At 65.7% G+C, this 16,242-nt stretch carries 19 protein-coding genes; 7 read left to right on the plus strand and 12 right to left on the minus strand.

What is annotated here, in order from left to right:
- The 5 genes from V0R62_RS04975 to metG form a co-directional block, all read right to left on the minus strand.
- Entirely contained in the window at positions 1–525 is a 525-nt protein-coding gene (locus tag V0R62_RS04975) for an Rnf-Nqr domain containing protein (protein WP_330102966.1), read from the minus strand.
- Positions 522–1,133, minus strand: coding sequence for an RnfABCDGE type electron transport complex subunit G (locus V0R62_RS04980; protein WP_330102967.1), 612 nt, complete (start codon positions 1,131–1,133; stop codon positions 522–524). The genes V0R62_RS04975 and V0R62_RS04980 overlap by 4 nt, the downstream gene beginning before the upstream one ends.
- Entirely contained in the window at positions 1,130–2,101 is a 972-nt protein-coding gene (locus tag V0R62_RS04985) for an RnfABCDGE type electron transport complex subunit D (protein ID WP_330102968.1), read from the minus strand. Before V0R62_RS04985 ends, V0R62_RS04980 begins: the two co-directional genes overlap by 4 nt.
- A 75-nt stretch (positions 2,102–2,176) precedes the next feature.
- On the minus strand, positions 2,177–2,725 hold the full coding sequence (locus V0R62_RS04990) for an Rnf-Nqr domain containing protein (RefSeq protein WP_330102969.1): 549 nt from the start codon (positions 2,723–2,725) through the stop codon (positions 2,177–2,179).
- A gap of 89 nt (positions 2,726–2,814) precedes the next feature.
- Positions 2,815–4,857 (minus strand): methionine--tRNA ligase, encoded by a 2,043-nt coding sequence (gene metG / locus V0R62_RS04995; RefSeq protein ID WP_330102970.1) that lies wholly within the window; start codon positions 4,855–4,857, stop codon positions 2,815–2,817.
- 158 nt (positions 4,858–5,015) lie between these two features.
- On the opposite strand from metG, the gene apbC reads away from it, so the two are divergent.
- On the plus strand, positions 5,016–6,110 hold the full coding sequence (apbC, locus tag V0R62_RS05000; protein WP_186732083.1) for an iron-sulfur cluster carrier protein ApbC: 1,095 nt from the start codon (positions 5,016–5,018) through the stop codon (positions 6,108–6,110).
- Between the two features lie 223 nt (positions 6,111–6,333).
- On the opposite strand, the gene V0R62_RS05005 is transcribed toward apbC, so the two are convergent.
- A complete protein-coding gene (locus V0R62_RS05005) occupies positions 6,334–6,543 on the minus strand; it encodes a cold-shock protein (RefSeq protein WP_003254922.1) in 210 nt (69 codons plus the stop codon).
- Between the two features lie 328 nt (positions 6,544–6,871).
- Between V0R62_RS05005 and dcd the strand changes: the two genes are divergently transcribed.
- Both dcd and V0R62_RS05015 read left to right on the plus strand, forming a co-directional pair.
- Positions 6,872–7,438: a dCTP deaminase gene (dcd, locus tag V0R62_RS05010; RefSeq protein WP_003258001.1), complete on the plus strand. Its 567-nt coding sequence runs from the start codon at positions 6,872–6,874 to the stop codon at positions 7,436–7,438.
- A gap of 97 nt (positions 7,439–7,535) precedes the next feature.
- The gene (locus tag V0R62_RS05015; RefSeq protein WP_330102971.1) at positions 7,536–7,778 is read left to right on the plus strand and encodes a hypothetical protein; all 243 of its coding nucleotides are present in this window, start codon (positions 7,536–7,538) and stop codon (positions 7,776–7,778) included.
- Positions 7,779–7,784: 6 nt separating this feature from the next.
- On the opposite strand, the gene V0R62_RS05020 is transcribed toward V0R62_RS05015, so the two are convergent.
- From V0R62_RS05020 to V0R62_RS05045, 6 genes are all read right to left on the minus strand, one after another.
- Complete coding sequence (locus V0R62_RS05020; RefSeq protein WP_330102972.1) at positions 7,785–8,900, minus strand: succinylglutamate desuccinylase/aspartoacylase family protein; 1,116 nt, start codon at positions 8,898–8,900, stop codon at positions 7,785–7,787.
- Positions 8,901–9,076: 176 nt separating this feature from the next.
- Positions 9,077–11,512 carry a penicillin acylase family protein gene (locus V0R62_RS05025; RefSeq protein WP_330102973.1) on the minus strand — a complete coding sequence of 812 codons (2,436 nt, stop codon included), beginning with the start codon at positions 11,510–11,512 and terminating at the stop codon, positions 9,077–9,079.
- A gap of 193 nt (positions 11,513–11,705) precedes the next feature.
- The gene (locus V0R62_RS05030; protein WP_012313055.1) at positions 11,706–11,909 is read right to left on the minus strand and encodes an SEC-C metal-binding domain-containing protein; all 204 of its coding nucleotides are present in this window, start codon (positions 11,907–11,909) and stop codon (positions 11,706–11,708) included.
- 7 nt (positions 11,910–11,916) lie between these two features.
- Entirely contained in the window at positions 11,917–12,393 is a 477-nt protein-coding gene (locus V0R62_RS05035; RefSeq protein ID WP_330102974.1) for an LEA type 2 family protein, read from the minus strand.
- Positions 12,394–12,395: 2 nt separating this feature from the next.
- Entirely contained in the window at positions 12,396–12,872 is a 477-nt protein-coding gene (locus V0R62_RS05040) for a YchJ family protein (protein WP_330102975.1), read from the minus strand.
- A gap of 4 nt (positions 12,873–12,876) precedes the next feature.
- A complete protein-coding gene (locus V0R62_RS05045; RefSeq protein ID WP_330102976.1) occupies positions 12,877–13,371 on the minus strand; it encodes a DUF6231 family protein in 495 nt (164 codons plus the stop codon).
- A gap of 160 nt (positions 13,372–13,531) precedes the next feature.
- Between V0R62_RS05045 and V0R62_RS05050 the strand changes: the two genes are divergently transcribed.
- From V0R62_RS05050 to V0R62_RS05065, 4 genes are all read left to right on the plus strand, one after another.
- Positions 13,532–14,224, plus strand: a complete 693-nt coding sequence (locus V0R62_RS05050; RefSeq protein ID WP_110738786.1) for an OmpA family protein — start codon at positions 13,532–13,534, stop codon at positions 14,222–14,224.
- Between the two features lie 89 nt (positions 14,225–14,313).
- The gene (locus V0R62_RS05055; protein ID WP_330102977.1) at positions 14,314–15,033 is read left to right on the plus strand and encodes an OmpA family protein; all 720 of its coding nucleotides are present in this window, start codon (positions 14,314–14,316) and stop codon (positions 15,031–15,033) included.
- A 98-nt stretch (positions 15,034–15,131) separates the two neighbouring features.
- A complete protein-coding gene (locus V0R62_RS05060; protein WP_050704046.1) occupies positions 15,132–15,407 on the plus strand; it encodes a DUF1145 domain-containing protein in 276 nt (91 codons plus the stop codon).
- On the plus strand, positions 15,400–16,158 hold the full coding sequence (locus V0R62_RS05065; protein WP_186713019.1) for a collagen-like protein: 759 nt from the start codon (positions 15,400–15,402) through the stop codon (positions 16,156–16,158). The genes V0R62_RS05060 and V0R62_RS05065 overlap by 8 nt, the downstream gene beginning before the upstream one ends.
- Positions 16,159–16,242 lie beyond the last annotated feature (84 nt).

Raw genomic sequence — 16,242 nt, forward strand, 5'->3', positions numbered from 1 at the left:
TCAACGGGTTCCTTGACGACGTGAGGCGGTATTCGATGGGCGCAGGTGATTGTACAGGCTCAGCAGCAGGCCGAGCAGTATCAGCGCGCCGGGCGCCAGCGCGGCGAGGTGCAGGCCGAGACCGTCGGCCAGCAGTTGGCGGCAGATGCCCAGGGCCAGGCCGGCCGTCAGCAAACCAAGCAGTCCGAGCCCCAGGAGGCGATATCGGCCAGGCTGTGCTGGCAGTTGCTCGCTGGCCAGGCAGGGCAGGGCCAGCAGCAGTGGGTAGAGGCCAAGCTGTTTGGCCAGGGGCATTGCCCAGGCTTGCAGGCCGAGGTGCAGGCAGGTCGCCAAGGCGGCGGCAAGTACTGTGCTCGCCCACAGACGGGGGCTGTGTTCCAGGTGACGGCGCAGAGGGGCCATCAAGGCCTGGTGCAGACCCACCAACAGGGCTGTGCAAAGGCTGATCGCGAGCGCCTGGATGATGGTGGCGCTTGCGCCGAGCAATGGCACCAGACTGATTGGCAGGAGCCAGAAACGGTTCATGGGGGCGTCTCACCGAGCAATGCGGGGCGATGCTGGTCAAAATAGCGCAGTGCATCCTGGATCGCCTCAATGACTGCCCTCGAGGTTACCGTCGCCCCGGCCAGCTGGTCGAACGCGCCCTGGTCACGCTTGATCGCCCAGGCCTGCTCGGAGGTATCGCGCAGTGTTCGGCCGATGAACTGGTCCAGCCAATGGCGCGCCGGGTCGACCAGTTGATCGCCAAGGCCTGGGCTTTCCTGCTGTTCGAGCACGCGCACGCCCACCAGGCGGCCCTGGCGGTCGATGGCGATCACCAACTCGATGGCACCGCCATAACCTTGGGCTCTGCTGTGTAGCAGAACAGCGCTGGTGACGCCCGACAGGTTGGCGCGGTAGGCGGCCAGCAGATGGCCATGGCTCAGCTTGGCGTCGGTCAGGGGCACGGGTGTTTGCAGTGGCCGGTTGTCGTAGCTGCCCGGCGGCAGCACCTTGAGCCACTGCTGTTCCTGCCACTGTCGCGAGGCCTCGGCAATCGGCCCGGCGGTGAAGCGCTGCCAAGCCAGCGTCGCGACAATCGCCAGCCCTGCCACCAGTAGCAGCACTGCGGCACTGCGCCAGCGGGCGGTCATGGGCAGGCCTGCTGGCGGCGTTCCGCCCAGCGATCCAGGGTTGGGGCGGCGAGGTTCATCAGCAGGACGGCGAACGCCGTGCCATCGGCGAAGCTGCCCCAGGTGCGGATCAGGTAGATCAGCAGGCCGGTGCCAATACCGAACAGCAGGCGGGCCAGCGGCTGCTTGCAGCCAGATACCGGTTCGGTGGCGATGAAGAAGGCGGCCAGCATGGTCGAGCCGGACAGCAGATGCAGCAGTGGCGAGCCGTTGGAATCGGAGCCTGAGCCATTCCAGCCCAGCAGGCTGGACAGGAACAAGGTGCCGAGCAGGCCGGCGGGGGCTTGCCAACCGAAGACCTTGCGCTGCAGCAGGAACACCCCGCCGAGCAGGAACGCGAGGTTGACCCACTCGGTGCCACGCCCACCCAGGTGGCCGAATGCCGGGTGGCCGGCGAACAGTTCGTCGATGGTCAGGCTGCGGTTGTGGCGCAGGACATCGAGTACCGTGGGACTGGCCCAGGCGTCGATCCGTTCGCTGGCGCCGAAAGCAAGGTTCAGACTTTCGACGAGCCCGGGGGCCTGGCCGGGCCAGTGGTTCATCTGCAAAGGGAAGCTCAGCAGGACGAACGCATAGCCGACCATGGCGGGGTTGAACAGGTTGCGTCCGACCCCGCCGAAAGCCTGTTTGCCCAGGCCGATGGCGACGCAGGCCGCCATCACGGGCAGCCACCAGGGTGCTTGGCTGGGCAGGGCTGCGGCCAGCAGTGCCGCGGTGACCAGTGCACTGCCGTCGCCAAGGGCGCAGGCGACCGGCATTCTCCGCCAGCGCAATAGCACAGCCTCGGTTGCCAGCGCCGCACAACTGCTCAACAGCAGGTTGATCAGAACCCCCCAGCCATGCAGCCAGAACAGCACCAGCAGGCCAGGGGCGCAGGCCAGCAGCACCAGCTGCATGGTGCTGCGCAGGCGCGGATCAGTGGTCGGCATGGGTTTGCAGGTCCTCGAGGTGTTGCACGGCGATGGCTTCCGTTGCCGGGGGCAGGGCGATGCGTGGACCCAGGTTCATTGGGTGAAGAGTCCGTTGAGTCCCGAAAACGCCATGGCCATCACCCCAGCGCCGATCAACTGGACGGGCAGGCCGCGCAGGGCTGCGGGTATTTCGGCATGGCGGCAGCGGGCGTCAAGATCGGCATACAGCACCAAGGCCAGCCAGAATCCCAGCGCGCCGACCATGGCCCACGCCAGAATCCCCCACCCGTCCACGCTGTCGCTGCCAAGCAGTAACAGCAAGCCTAGCACCCCGGCGTTTGCGCTTAGCAAGGGTTGCAGATCGTGCAGGGGCCAGTCTGGCCGAAAGCGTCGGAGCAGGTTTGGCAGTGTCCAGGCCAATGCCGCCAGCAAGGGCAGGAAGATGAACAATTGCAGGTCCTGCAACCCCATGGGCAGGAGAAATTGCCGGTGCAGCCAGACGCCTGCAGGTAGCGCAACGAGGACCAACAGGGCCGAACACAGGCCCAATGCATGCAGGCGCGCACGCTCGACCGGCTCGGCCTGCAGGACCAGGTGATTGACCAGCGCGGCGCTGACCAGGATCAGGACGTAGTCACTCATGGCGATGCCGAAAATCGGAGGGTGCCATCATTATCGGGCAGCGGGTGGCAGATGCAACTGCCCCGGCCAATTGGCCGGGGCAGGAGGGCTTATTTGATACGCTGGCCTGGCTTGGCGCCGCTGTCGGGGCTGAGCAGGTAGATCTCTTCACCGCCAGGGCCGGCGGCCATGACCATGCCTTCGGAAACGCCGAAACGCATCTTCCGCGGCTTGAGGTTGGCCACCATCATGGTCAGGCGGCCTTCCAGCTGGGAAGGATCCGGGTAGGCCGACTTGATGCCCGAGAACACGTTGCGGCGCTCGTCACCGATGTCCAGGGTCAGTTGCAGCAGCTTGTCGGCACCGGGCACGGCTTCGGCCTTGACGATCAGCGCCACGCGCAGGTCGACCGCAGCGAAGGTGTCGAACTCGATCTCGGCCGACAGCGGGTCCTTGGCCAGTTCGCCATTGCCCGCCGGAGCGGCCTTGGCTTCGGCGGCCAGCAGGTCTTCCTTGCTGGCGGCGACCATGGCCTCGACTTTGGCCGGTTCGATGCGGCTCATCAGGGCCTTGAACGGGTTGAGCTGATGGTTTTCCAGGCGCGACAGGTGGTCGTCCCAGGTCAGCGGGGCGATGTTGAGGAACGCCTCGGCGTCCGCTGCCAGCAGCGGCAGCACCGGCTTGAGGAAGATCACCAGCTGGCGGAACAGGTTGATGCCCTGGGCGCAGATGGCCTGTACTTCGTCCTGCTTGCCTTCCTGCTTGGCCAGCGACCAGGGCGCCTTGTCGGCGATCCAGGCGTTGGCGCGGTCGGCCAGGGCCATGATCTCGCGCATGGCGCGGCCGAAGTCGCGGGCCTCGTAGGCTTCGGCGATCGACGGCGCGGCGGCGAGGAAGGCCTCGGTCAGCTCGGGCGCGGCATCGCCGGCAACCATCACGCCGTCGTTGCCCTTGTGGATGAAGCCGGCGCAGCGACTGGCGATGTTGACCACCTTGCCGACCAGGTCGGAGTTGACCTTCTGCACGAAGTCCTCGAGGTTCAGGTCGAGGTCGTCGACACCGCGGCCCAGCTTGGCGGCGTAGTAGTAGCGCAGGTATTCCGGCTGCAGGTGGTCGAGGTAGGTGCGCGCCTTGATGAAGGTGCCGCGCGATTTCGACATCTTCGCGCCGTTGACGGTCAGGTAGCCGTGCACGTTGACCGCGGTCGGCTTGCGCAGGCCCGCGCCTTCGAGCATGGCCGGCCAGAACAGGGCGTGGAAGTTGACGATGTCCTTGCCGATGAAGTGGTACAGCTCGGCCTTGGAGCCTTCGTTCCAGAACGCGTCGAAGTCCAGCTCCGGACGGCGGTCGCAGAGGTTCTTGAAGCTGGCCATGTAGCCGATCGGCGCGTCCAGCCAGACATAGAAGTACTTGCCTGGTTCGCCCGGGATCTCGAAGCCGAAGTACGGCGCGTCACGGGAGATGTCCCATTCCTGCAGGCCCGAGTCCAGCCATTCGGCGAGCTTGTTGGCCACCGCGTCCTGCAGGGTGCCGCTGCGGGTCCACTGCTGCAGCATGGCCTGGAAGTCCGGCAGCTTGAAGAAGAAGTGCTGCGAGTCGCGCAGCACCGGGGTGGCGCCGGAGATCGCCGACTTGGGGTTCTTCAGTTCGGTCGGGGCATAGGTGGCGCCGCATTTCTCGCAGTTGTCGCCGTACTGGTCCTCGGCCGCGCACTTGGGGCAGGTGCCCTTGATGAAGCGGTCGGCGAGGAACATGCCCTTCTCGGGGTCGAAGTACTGGGTCACCGAACGGGTGGCGATGTGCCCGGCGTCGCGCAGGCGGGTGTAGATCAGGCTCGACAGTGCGCGGTTCTCCTCGCTGTGCGTGGAGTGGTAGTTGTCGAAGTCGACCAGGAAGTCGGCGAAGTCGGCGCTGTGCTCGGCCTGGACGTTGGCGATCAGCTGCTCCGGGGTGATGCCTTCCTTTTCCGCGCGCAGCATGATGGCCGAACCGTGGGCGTCATCGGCACAGACATAGATGCACTGGTTGCCGCGCAGCTTCTGGAAGCGCACCCACATGTCCGTCTGGATGTATTCCAGCATATGGCCAAGGTGGATCGATCCATTGGCATAGGGCAGGGCGCTGGTGACGAGAATCTGACGTGGCTCGGACATGGTGGCTCGGCTACTTATCTGGCTACGGGGTAAAAATGAGGGTGATCGGCCACTATAAAGGGCTGGCGAATTTATTTCACCCCAAGGACGCATCTGCTGACGATTGACGGGTTAGCATAGGCGCTTGTTTCGTATTCAGTTTGCCAATGGGAGCCTCCATGAGTGCCGTTACCCGTGCCGCCGTCGAAGGCGTGCTTCGCCAGTACACCGACCCCTATCTGAACCAGGACCCGGTCAGCGCCGGTTGCGTGCGCGCCATCGACATCCAGGGCGGGCAGGTCAGCGTGCAGTTGCAGCTGGGGTATGCCGCCGGTCTGTTCAAGGGCGGCTGGGCGCAGGTGCTGCAGACCGCGATCGGCAACCTCGATGGCGTGGCCTCGGCCAGCGTGAGCATCGACTGCGTCATCGCCACTCACAAGGCGCAGGCCCAGGTGCCGGCCATGGCCAACGTGAAGAACATCATCGCCGTGGCATCGGGCAAGGGCGGGGTCGGCAAGTCGACCACCGCGGCCAACCTGGCCCTGGCTCTGGCCCGCGAAGGTGCTCGGGTGGGTATTCTCGATGCCGACATCTACGGCCCGAGCCAGGGGGTGATGTTCGGCATCGCCGAAGGTACCCGACCGCAGGTGCGCGATCAGAAGTGGTTCGTGCCGATCAAGGCCCATGGCGTCGAGGTCATGTCCATGGCGTTTCTCACCGACGACAACACGCCGATGGTCTGGCGTGGCCCGATGGTCTCGGGGGCGTTGCTGCAACTGGTGACCCAGACCGCCTGGGACGACCTCGACTACCTGGTGATCGACATGCCGCCGGGCACCGGCGACATCCAGCTGACCCTGGCGCAGAAGGTGCCGGTGGCAGGCTCCGTGATCGTCACCACGCCCCAGGACCTGGCGTTGCTGGATGCGAAGAAAGGCGTGGAGATGTTCCGCAAGGTCAACATCCCGGTGCTGGGCGTGGTCGAGAACATGGCCGTGCATATCTGCTCCAACTGCGGCCATGCCGAGCACCTGTTCGGCGAAGGCGGTGGCGAGAAGCTTGCGGCGCAGTACGGCGTCGAGCTGCTGGCTTCCCTGCCGCTGTCGATGTTGATTCGCGAACAGGCCGACAGCGGCAAGCCGACCGCCATCGCCGAGCCGGAAAGCCAGATCGCCATGGTCTACCAGGAGCTGGCGCGGCAGGTGGGGGCGCGGATCGTGCTGCAGGAAGCAGCGGCGCCGGCGATGCCGAGCATTACCATCAGCGAAGACTGACGCGTTACCTGTAGGTTCGGCCTTGCCGAGGCGTCGGACCGGCCGGAAAGGGCCGCAGAGCGGCCCCGGCACTTTCTGCATCACCGCTGAAATCCTGGGGCCGCTTTGCGGCCCTTTCGCGGCGCAAGGCCGCTCCTACAGGGGCCGGCGAATAGCTTTTGAACAGGCACAAAAAAACCCGCCAATGGCGGGTTTTTTTTGAAAGCGAGGAAGCGAGATCGACTTAGGCGATCTGAACTTCTTCAGCCTGCATGCCTTTCTGGCCGCGGGTAGCGACGAAAGTAACAGCCTGGCCTTCTTTCAGGGTTTTGAAGCCGTCAGCTTGGATGGCTTTGAAGTGCACGAACAGGTCGTCGCCCGACTGAGGGGTGATGAAGCCGTAGCCCTTCTCATCGTTGAACCACTTAACAACACCGGATTGACGGTTGGACATTTTTCTGTCTCCTTGGACAAAGTTGATAACGGTCAGGAAAAACCCTGACCGGGACTGAGCGCAAAGAGAGCAGAAAATTCAGCGATGGGCCGATCAGGATCGTGCATCAAACTAGAGATTCTCGGTGTCACGTGCAGCACAGTGGCGCCACCTTAACCCACTTTCCACAACCTGCCAATGGCCAAGAAGCGCTTTGATGAAATTCGGATCGACGGCCTGTACAGGCCCCGTCCGGCGCGGGATAGGGCGAGGAAACTTTAACCCGGGCGTCGGGACCGGTAAGATGCACCTCTCGTTTTTTACCCCGCACTCTTCAGGACACCCCGCCATGAGCATCAAATCGGACAAGTGGATTCGCCGCATGGCGCAGGAACACGGCATGATCGAACCGTTCGTCGAGCGCCAGGTGCGCGGCGAGCAGGACAGCCGGGTCATTTCCTTCGGTGTCTCCAGCTACGGCTACGATGTGCGCTGCGCCGACGAATTCAAGGTCTTCACCAACATCAACTCGGCCACCGTCGATCCGAAGAACTTCGATGCCGGCAGCTTCGTCGACATCAAGAGCGACGTGTGCATCATCCCGCCGAACTCCTTCGCCCTGGCCCGCACCGTCGAGTACTTCCGCATCCCGCGCGACGTGCTGACCATCTGCCTGGGCAAGAGCACCTATGCCCGTTGCGGCATCATCGTCAACGTCACGCCGCTCGAGCCCGAATGGGAAGGCCATGTGACCCTGGAGTTCTCCAACACCACCACGCTGCCGGCAAAGATCTACGCCAACGAAGGCGTGGCGCAGATGCTGTTCCTGCAGTCCGACGAGGAATGTGAAGTCTCGTACAAGGACCGTGGCGGCAAGTACCAGGGCCAGCGCGGCGTCACCCTGCCACGCACCTGAGCCGACAAAGCGCGGGAATTGTTTCCGCGCCAGGCACTCCAATGAGAATACAGTTTCGGCGCGCATGCCGTGCGCCGGGCCTCGTCAGGAGCCGCCGATGAAACTCGACCCCGCAATCAGTGCCAAGCTGGCCGTCCTGCAGCCGAACCAGATCGGATTGCTGGCCTGGTCGCTGATGGCCCACCCGCCGGTCCACACACCGCTGCCGATGCAGGCCGGTGGCGTGCCGCACCAGCCCGATCCCGACACGCCGCAGCCGCCCGAACCTGGCGAGCACCCGCCGATGGAACCGGGCGAGCCCACCCTGCCCGACGAGCCGCCTCCAGCCCCAGTGGCCTGATTTTTCTCAGTTGCCCAGCAGGTAGCCGCTACGGCAAACCTGTTCGCCGGCCACATGGGCAACCACCATGCCCGCCGTGGCCATGCGTCGGATGCTGCGGGCGTAGAGCAGCCCGGTCTGGGTATTGCGCAGGGGTGTGACCCGGTCGTTGAGCGGGTCGATGACCTCGGCGATCAGCTCACCGGCTTGCAGGTACTGGCCGGGCGCGGCGTGGAACACCAGCAGCCCGCCGAGTGGCGTCATGACCGGCTCTACAGCCGCCAGCGGCGTTGCCGGGTGCACCAATGCGGGCATCGGGGCTGGCTGGCCCTCGATGACCCCGGCATGGGTAAGAAAGTCGAGAATCGCCTGGCAGTCCCGGGTCGCCAGGGGGTGGCTGACATCGGCCTGGCCGCGCAGCTCGATGGTCACCGAGAAACTGCCCTGGGGGATCGGGAAGCGTTTGCCGAAGCGCTGCTGCAACTGCCACCACACCAGGCTGAAACACTCATCGAACGACTGTCCGCCCGAGTCGGTGGCCAGCAGGCTGGCCTGCACGCCCAGGTAGCGGGCCAGCGGCTCCACCTGGGGCCAGGCCTCCGGGGTGGTGTACAGGTGCTCGACGGCTTCGAAGTCGCAATGCAGGTCGAGCACCATGTCGGCGTCGCAGGCCAGGCGTTGCAGGGTCAGGCGCTGCGACTGCAGCGGCGTGTGCGCGGGGTGGGCATCCAAACCCCGGCGCAGGTATTCGCGTATCAGCGCCAGGTTGTGCGCCGGATCCTGGGTGAGATGGCCTTCGATCTGGTCGCCGATGCTGTCGGACAGGTCGACGAACCTGCGGTTGAAGTTCTCGCCGCTCTGCAGTTCGAAACGGCCCAGCGGCGCGTCCAGCAGCACCTGCTCCAGGCCCACTGGGTTGGCCACCGGCACCAGGATGATCTCCTTGTGCAAGCGGCCCTGCTGCTCCATTTCCCCGAGACGCTGCTTCAGGTGCCAGGCCACCAGCATGCCCGGCAGCTCGTCGGCGTGCAGCGAGGCCTGGATGTACACCTTGCCGGCACCACGCGGGCCGAAGTGGAAACTGTGCAACTGGCGGGCGATACCCGGGACAGGGGAGAGCAGGTCGTGGGTCGAGTGGTGCATGGTGGTCCTGATATCAGCGTTTTTGGGCGAATGCTGGGATCAAGGATAGAAGCATAACTTTGGGAGTGGCGCACTATTCGGATCGCGGGCGCAATGGGGGGCCAGGCGATGACTCTGTATCGGCCATGAGATCGAGCGCCGCCAGCGCGACGCTTGATCTCGGACTGCAAAATGACCTACTTGCCAGGCACCAGGGTCAACCGCTGGCTGCCATAGGCACGGGCAAAGTTCTGTGGTTGCAGCGGCAGGCTGGTGAAGCGGCCCTTGAACCAGGCATCGAGCCCGTCGCTGTAGTGGCGGCTAGCCGGGTTGCCGGACTGGCCGTTGCTGGTCAGTACCTGCAGCGGTTCGGCCTGGCCGAAGTCGACGATCATCCGTGCAGAAGCCGGCAGCTGGGTGTCGAAGCCGTTCCCCCAGGCATAAGGGGTCAGGGCCAGGGTGCTGAAGTCGCCGCCCGCCGCCAGGGGCGCGCGGTCGAGCTTGTCGCCCAGGCCGTGGTAGGTCGGTGCCGGCCAACGGTACTGGTGCAGCTTACCCCATTGCCAGGCGCGGCGATCGGCGCCGAGCTGGGCGGTGCCGGTATCCATCGCGGCGGCCAGGCTGCGGGCGAGGATGGTCGGCTTGTCTTCTTTCTGCAGCGTGCCGCGATCATCCCAGAACGGGCTGTCCTCGCGCCCCAGCAGGTGATCGACCTGGGCGGAGTAGGACAGCTGGGCATTGCCGACGAAGGTCTGCCAGGCCGGGCTGGACTCCGGGCCCAGTTCGTCGAGGAAGGTCTGCCGGGTGACCGCCTGCAGGAATAGTTCATACAGCGCGGCATCGGCCGAGACCGGGCTCAGCCGGCCATCGAAGGCCTTGAGTCGGACCAGGGCATCGCGGGCCTTGTCGCGCTGCGCGGCGGGCAGGGCGTCAATGGCCTGCTTGAGCGGCTGGGCCATGCCGGGCGCGTCGAACATTTGCTTGAGCTTGTCGGCCAGCAGCGTCACCTGGTCGTTCTGCAGGGCCATCAGGCTGCGGCTGTCGTGACGACCGTTGCCGGCCAGCTGGGCCATGCGCTCAGCGCGCTCGGGGTAGTACCAGCTGCTCGACAGCTGCATGCCATAGCCCTTGGGCAGGCTGCGCTGGTTGGCGTGGCCGATGAAACCGGCGGGCGGATCCTGGTCGTAGGGGTGCAGCATCGCGTCGGCGTAGCCGTCCCAGTCATAGCGCCCGTCCCAGCCCGGCGAGGGCAGCAGGCCCTGGCCTTCGCGGCGGTTGGGGTAGCGGCCGCTGACCTGCCAGCCGATGTGCTGGGGCTCGGCGAATACGAAGTTCAACGCCGCCGCAGCGACCTCGCGGGTGCTGTCGAAGGCGCGCTCGATGTTCTGTGCGCGGGTCAGGTCGAACAGCGCGTCGAGGCTGCGATCCTCCTTGAGCTGCGGCAGGTGCAGGGCCAGGGCCAGGCTGCCATGGCCCGGCAGCAGGGTGCCGTGGCGGGTGTCGTACATCACTTCGCGCTGTGGGCGTTGACCACGGACGAAGAAGGTTTCGTTGCGTGCGCGGGCCTGCTGCCACTTGCCGTCGGCGAGGTAGCTCAGTTGGTTGCCCTGGCGGCGTACCTGCTCGAGAAACAGGTCCTGGTTGTCGGCCATTACCGCGCTGCTGCTCCAGGCCAGCTTGCCGTTGTAGCCGGCCAGCACGATCGGCAGGCCCGGCAGCGACAGGCCGGCGACCCGGTACTTGGTGGTATGGATCTGCACCGGGCTCAGTGCCCAGGTGGCGCGGCTGTCACTGGCCAGCAGGCTCTTGCCGCTGCGGCTGCGCTGGGGCGTCAGGGCCAAATTGGCTGAACCGGGGGCGCCCAGCAGGCCGAGGTCGGCCAGTTGCTGGCCGGCGGCGGTGAGTGCGTCGAGCCCTGGCAACTGGCTGGCCAGGTTCACCCCCTTGAGTTTGTCGACCTCGCCCTCGGCCAGTGGCTCGTCGGGGGCACCGGGCAGCAGCCAGGCGAGCTTGTCGGCACCGACTTTCTGCGCCAGGGTCAGGGCGGACAGTTCTTCCTGCAGGTTCACTGACTGGCTGAAGGCATAGAGGCTGAAGATCAGCGCCGAGTCTTCGGGTTTCCAGTATTCCGGGCGGTAGCTGCTGCGGGCGAGCTCGCCCGGCAGCTTGTCGCGGTAGCGGAACAGGTAGGCGTTGACCCCGCGGGCGTACACCTCGAAGAAGCGCTTCAGGCGCGGCGAGGCATCGGTGTAAAGCTGGCCGGCGCTCTGCTTGAGGTTGGCGGCGCGCATCAGGCGGTCCATCTCCAGGGCATCGGCCCCGGCCAGCTCGGCCAGGCGCCCCTGGGCCAGCAGGCGCATGGCGACCATCTGCTCGATGCGATCCCCGGCGTGCAGGTAGCCCAGGCTGAACAGCGCGTCGTGGAAGCTGCTGCTTTCGATCAGCGGCGCGCCCATCGCGTTGCGCCGAACCGAGACGTTCTGCGCCAGGCCCTTGAGCGGTTGCACGCCGGTCGTCGGCAGCACACTGTCCTGGTGACCACCCATCTGGCAGCCGCCGAGCGCGAGCAGGCCAAGCAACGCGGCAGCACTGCCGAGGCGGAGAGGGAAGGGCGGAAGGACGGGGGCGGCCATGACTAGGCTCCTGCAGGGCGTGGCGGGGTTCTGAAAGGCGCTAAGGTAGTGAGCGCGCAGTCGCCGTGCAAGGTGCCGGGAAGCTTTATTTACCAGTGGTAGTGCTGGTGCGTGCAGATCGCGGGTCAAGCCCGCTCCCACGACGATTTGCCGGGGAGCGGGCTTGACCTGCGGTGGCCTGATTTGACGTCGATCAGGCGCCGTGGCACTTCTTGAATTTCTTCTCGCTGCCGCACGGGCAAGGGTCGTTGCGGCCGACGTCCTTCAGGGCGTTGCGCACCGGCTCCTGGTGGCCGTGGTTGCAGTGCGGGCCGTGCACATGGCCATGGTCGTGGTCGTGGTGATGGTCGTGACCGTGGTTGCAGTCGGGGCCATGGACATGGGGTTGCTGGGTCATTGCGGGGTTACTCCGGTTGTAGATCGCCGGGGATTATCTCACCCCTTTGCGACAAGTGCAGGTCCCGATGGACGATCAGCCCGGTGGCCAGCTCGCCGCGTAGTTGGTATTGCAGGGGTTGCCCACTCTTGAGCAGCTTCGCCAGGGGCTTGAGGTGCTGCCAGAGGTTGGTGCGCACGGTGATCTTGAAGGTGCGCCGGGCCTGGCCGCCAACGCTGCGCCACAGGCTGGCCTCGTCCTCGGCCAGGAGCAGGTCGCCCAGACGCACCGAATAGGTCAGGTGGCGGATGAACAGGCGGCTGTCGTTGGGGTTGTCGACCCGCAGGTGCAGGACGAACTCCTGCTGGTGCAGACGCATCTTCACCGGCTCCACCTCGATCAGGTGCAGCCGTGGCTCGCGCCAGGTGTCGTCGCCCCAACTGGCGCAGCCCGCCAGCCAGCCCAGCAGCAGGCCGAGTGTGAGCAGGCGGGCCAGGGGGCGCATGTTCAACTACCGAGGTAACTGGCGCAGCATTTCTTGAATTTCTGCCCGCTGGCGCAGGGGCAGGGGTCGTTGCGACCGGCCTTGAGCGCCACGGTCGGGTCGATGAAGTACCAGCGTCCGGCATGCTGAACGAATGCCGAGCGCTCGCGGTGCTGGTGGTCGCCTTCCAGGTCGTGCCAGCGCGCGGTGAAAGTGACGAAGGCGTGCTCGGGTTGCCCGCCCAGTACCTCGGCGCTTTCCACCTCCAGCCCCAACCAGGTGCTCTGCGCGCTCCAGGCCGCCATGGCGGTGCGATCCAGCTCGGCCTGCTGGGCCGGCAGTGTGGTGTCGACCAGGTAGTCCACCAGGCCCAGCACGTAGGCGCTGTAGCGCGAGCGCATAAGGGTCTGGGCGTCCGGCGCCGGGGTGCCGCTGTGATAATGCCCGCAGCAGGCGTCGAGCAGGTTGCCGCTGCCGCAGGGGCAGATCGAGACACTCATCCGGTCACCACCAGTACTTGCCGAAGTTTTCAGGGTTGGCCCAGAACTTCGCATTGAGCCAGTCCGGGACCTGCTTGTAGTCATGCAGATCATAGGTGAACAGGCTCAACACCTGTTCGTCACGCTGGAATTTCTCGCTGGCCGAGAGTGCCAGCGAATAGAAGTCGGTGTCCTTCCAGCCGCAGGCGTTCAGGTCCGCCAGCACCGCGACGCGGCTGGCATTGAGGTTGCGGATGCCGCCCAGCAGCTCCAGGCCGGTGCGCTTGGGCAGGTGCTCCAGGCAGTCGACCAGTACCGCCAGGTCGAAGCGTCGGGCCGCCTGTTCGGCGGGGAGCGGACCGGGTGTGGCGACCTCGATCCGGGTCTCGGGATGGGCGGTGGCGAAGGCCTCCAGGGCCGGGAAGCGGCTGCCCACCAGCAGCAGCTGGCGCGGGGTGAAGCGATCGAGCAGGGCGGCCAGGGCCTGCTGCGGCGTGCGTTGTGAGAAAACCTCGGTCATTGCCATTCCTCGTTCAGGTCGCTCAAGACTAGCGGTCCTGGGCGATCGGGCAAAGAGGCGCGTCGTCACGTCGTGGCTTATTGCTGGCAGAGCGGTAATCGCCGGTCTTTACTCCCAGAGCATCGGTAATGCACCGATTCCCCCTAGGAGAAGCAACAAGATGAGCATAGTACGCACAGCGATACCCCTGGTTCTGCTCACCAGTGTGTTGACTGGTTGTGCAGGTTTGCAGAAAACCGACTGGCCGAAGTGTGCTGCCGTCGGGGGCGTGGGTGGCGCGGCCCTGGGCGCGATCGAGAGCTCCAGTTGGGCTGGCTGGGGCGCGTTGCTCGGTGGCGGCCTGGCGGCCGGCTATTGCTGGGCCCACGGCGATGGCGACGAAGACGGCGATGGCGTGCCGGACAGTCGCGACAAGTGCCCCGGCACCCCGCGTGGCGTGCAGGTCGATGCCAACGGCTGCCCGCCAGAGCCGGCACCGGTGGTCGAGGAAGTGGTGGTGCAGAAGGAAGAGGTCATCGTCATCCGTGATGTGCGTTTCGAGTTCGACTCGGCGCGCCTGACCGCCACTGACAAGGAGCGCCTCAACACCATCGCGACGCGCCTCAAGCAAGAAGCCCCGGGCGCCCGCCTGAGCGTTTCCGGCCACACCGACAGCGTCGGTTCCGACAGCTACAACCAGAAGCTGTCCGAGCGTCGTGCCCAGTCTGTGACCAACTACCTGGTCGAAAGCGGCGTACCGCGTGCCAGCTTCGTCTCGGTGGTGGGCGCTGGTGAAACCCAGCCGGTGGCCGACAACGCCACTGCCGATGGCCGCGCCATGAACCGCCGCACCGAGATCAAGATCCAGCGTTGACCGCCGTGCGCCCGCGCCTTGAGAAGTGGCGCGGGCGCGTCTTTACTCCTGTGTGACCGGTAGCGGCCGGTGACACAGGAGCAATCACCATGCGTGTTTTGTCGAAAGCGGCACTGCCGTTGGTGGTGGCGACGAGCCTGCTTACAGGCTGCGCCACTCACAGCGATGGCAGCGCGCCCCTCAATCAAAGGACCTGGCCCATCTGCAGCCTGCTTGGCGGACTGGTCGGCGGCGGCCTGGGCGCCATCGAGAGTTCCACCTGGGCAGCCGGTGCCGGTGCTGCCGGAGCCATTGCCGGCGGCCTGATCTGCTATGCCCAGGATGGCGACGAGGATGGCGATGGCGTATTCGACCGCCGCGACCGCTGCCCGGACACCCCGGCAGGCACCCAGGTCAATCACATGGGCTGCCCGTTGCCGCAGTACCCGGCGTCGGCCCCTCAACCGGAACCTGCGGCAACTCCGGAGGTGATTACGCTCGACGACCAGGGCCAGGTGCTGTTCGCCTTCGACTCCGCCAAGCTGACCCAGGGCGCCCAGCAGCGCCTGCAAGGTTTGCTGCCCAAGCTCAATGACCCCAGCGTGGCCAGTGTCAAGGTCATCGGTTTCACCGACAGCGTGGGCTCGGACAGCTATAACCAGCGCTTGTCCGAGCGCCGCGCCAGCGGTGTTGCCGAGTACCTGATCAGCCAGGGGCTGGCGCCGAACAAGGTGACCAGTCAGGGTCGTGGCGAGAGCGAGCCGGTGGCCGACAACGACACCGACGAGGGTCGCTCGCGCAACCGACGGGTGGAGCTGCACCTGAACTGAGCCCCTCTGGCGCATGCCCTGGCAGTAGGGTTACTGTTGCCGGCACGGCCCGCTCGAACGGGCCGCGCCGACATAACAACAATCCATGGGGGCCGGACATGAAGTTCATCCTGGGCCTGGGCAAGGCTCTGACGGTGGCGTTCTGGGGCGTGGTGCTGTTCAACCTGTTCATGCCGCAGCCGTTGCCGCTCAATCTGCTGATCAATGCCGCGGGTATCGTCCTGCTGTCGCTGCATGCGCTGGAGGTGCTGTTCTTCAATGGCAGCTTGCGCGGGCGCAGCCATCGCTGGTTCGACCGCCTGCAGATCCTGCTGACCGGTATCTTTCACGTCATGTCCATCCCCCGTCCGCAGGAGGCGTCGAGCCATGCGTAAATTGATGTTGCTGGCCGCGCTGGCCAGCCCCCTGGTCCAGGCCGAAAGCCTGGAGGTCGCCGCCCATTCGATGCTGCGTCTGCCCAACAAGGCGGCCAGCGTGCACCTGGAGCAGTTGCGGGTGGCCGATTCGGCGACGCTGTTGCTGCCGGCCACGCTTACCGAACTGAAGATCGACCGGCTCGAGCTGGGGCGCGATGCGCGGATCGCGATTGCGCCGGCTGAGCGGGACCTGAGTATCGAGGCTTTGAGTGCCTACCTGGGCGAGGGCAGCGAGTTCAGTGCGCCTGGGGCGCCCGGGACCTATGAGCGCGCGGCGCGGCCGGGGCGTAACCTGGATCTGCGGTTGCAGGCGCTGGAGGCGGATCGGCTGTCGATCGACGCCCGGGGCGGGGCTGGGGCGCCGGGGTATGTCGGGCTCGATGGGGCCAATGGCAAGCCCGGGGGGTGTACCTGGGGGCAGGCCAGCCGTGGGGCCAATGGTGATGATGGTGGCAATGGGCATGATGGGGCTTCCGGCGGGCGGGTTCGTCTGGCGGTGCCTGAAGGGTTTGCGCAGGAGCGGATTGTGGTGAGGCTTGATGGTGGTGCGCCGGGCAAGGCGGGGGCTGCTGGGAAGGCTGGTTTGGGTGGGGCTAGTAAGGGGTGTCTGGTTTATCGGACTGATGCTGGGGGGAATGGGCGGCCTGGGCAGGCCGGGCAGCCTGGGTTGGCTGGGGGCTCGGGGGAGTTGATTCTTCAGCGGCTTTGAGATTGTTTGGTTAGTGTTAGTTGTTTGGTTGTTTTAGTTGGTGTTGAGGGTTGTATGCGCATTCATTTGCGATGTCGACGCTTA

Source organism: Pseudomonas carassii, from assembly GCF_036324045.1.
Classification (GTDB): Bacteria; Pseudomonadota; Gammaproteobacteria; order Pseudomonadales; family Pseudomonadaceae; genus Aquipseudomonas; species Aquipseudomonas peradeniyensis.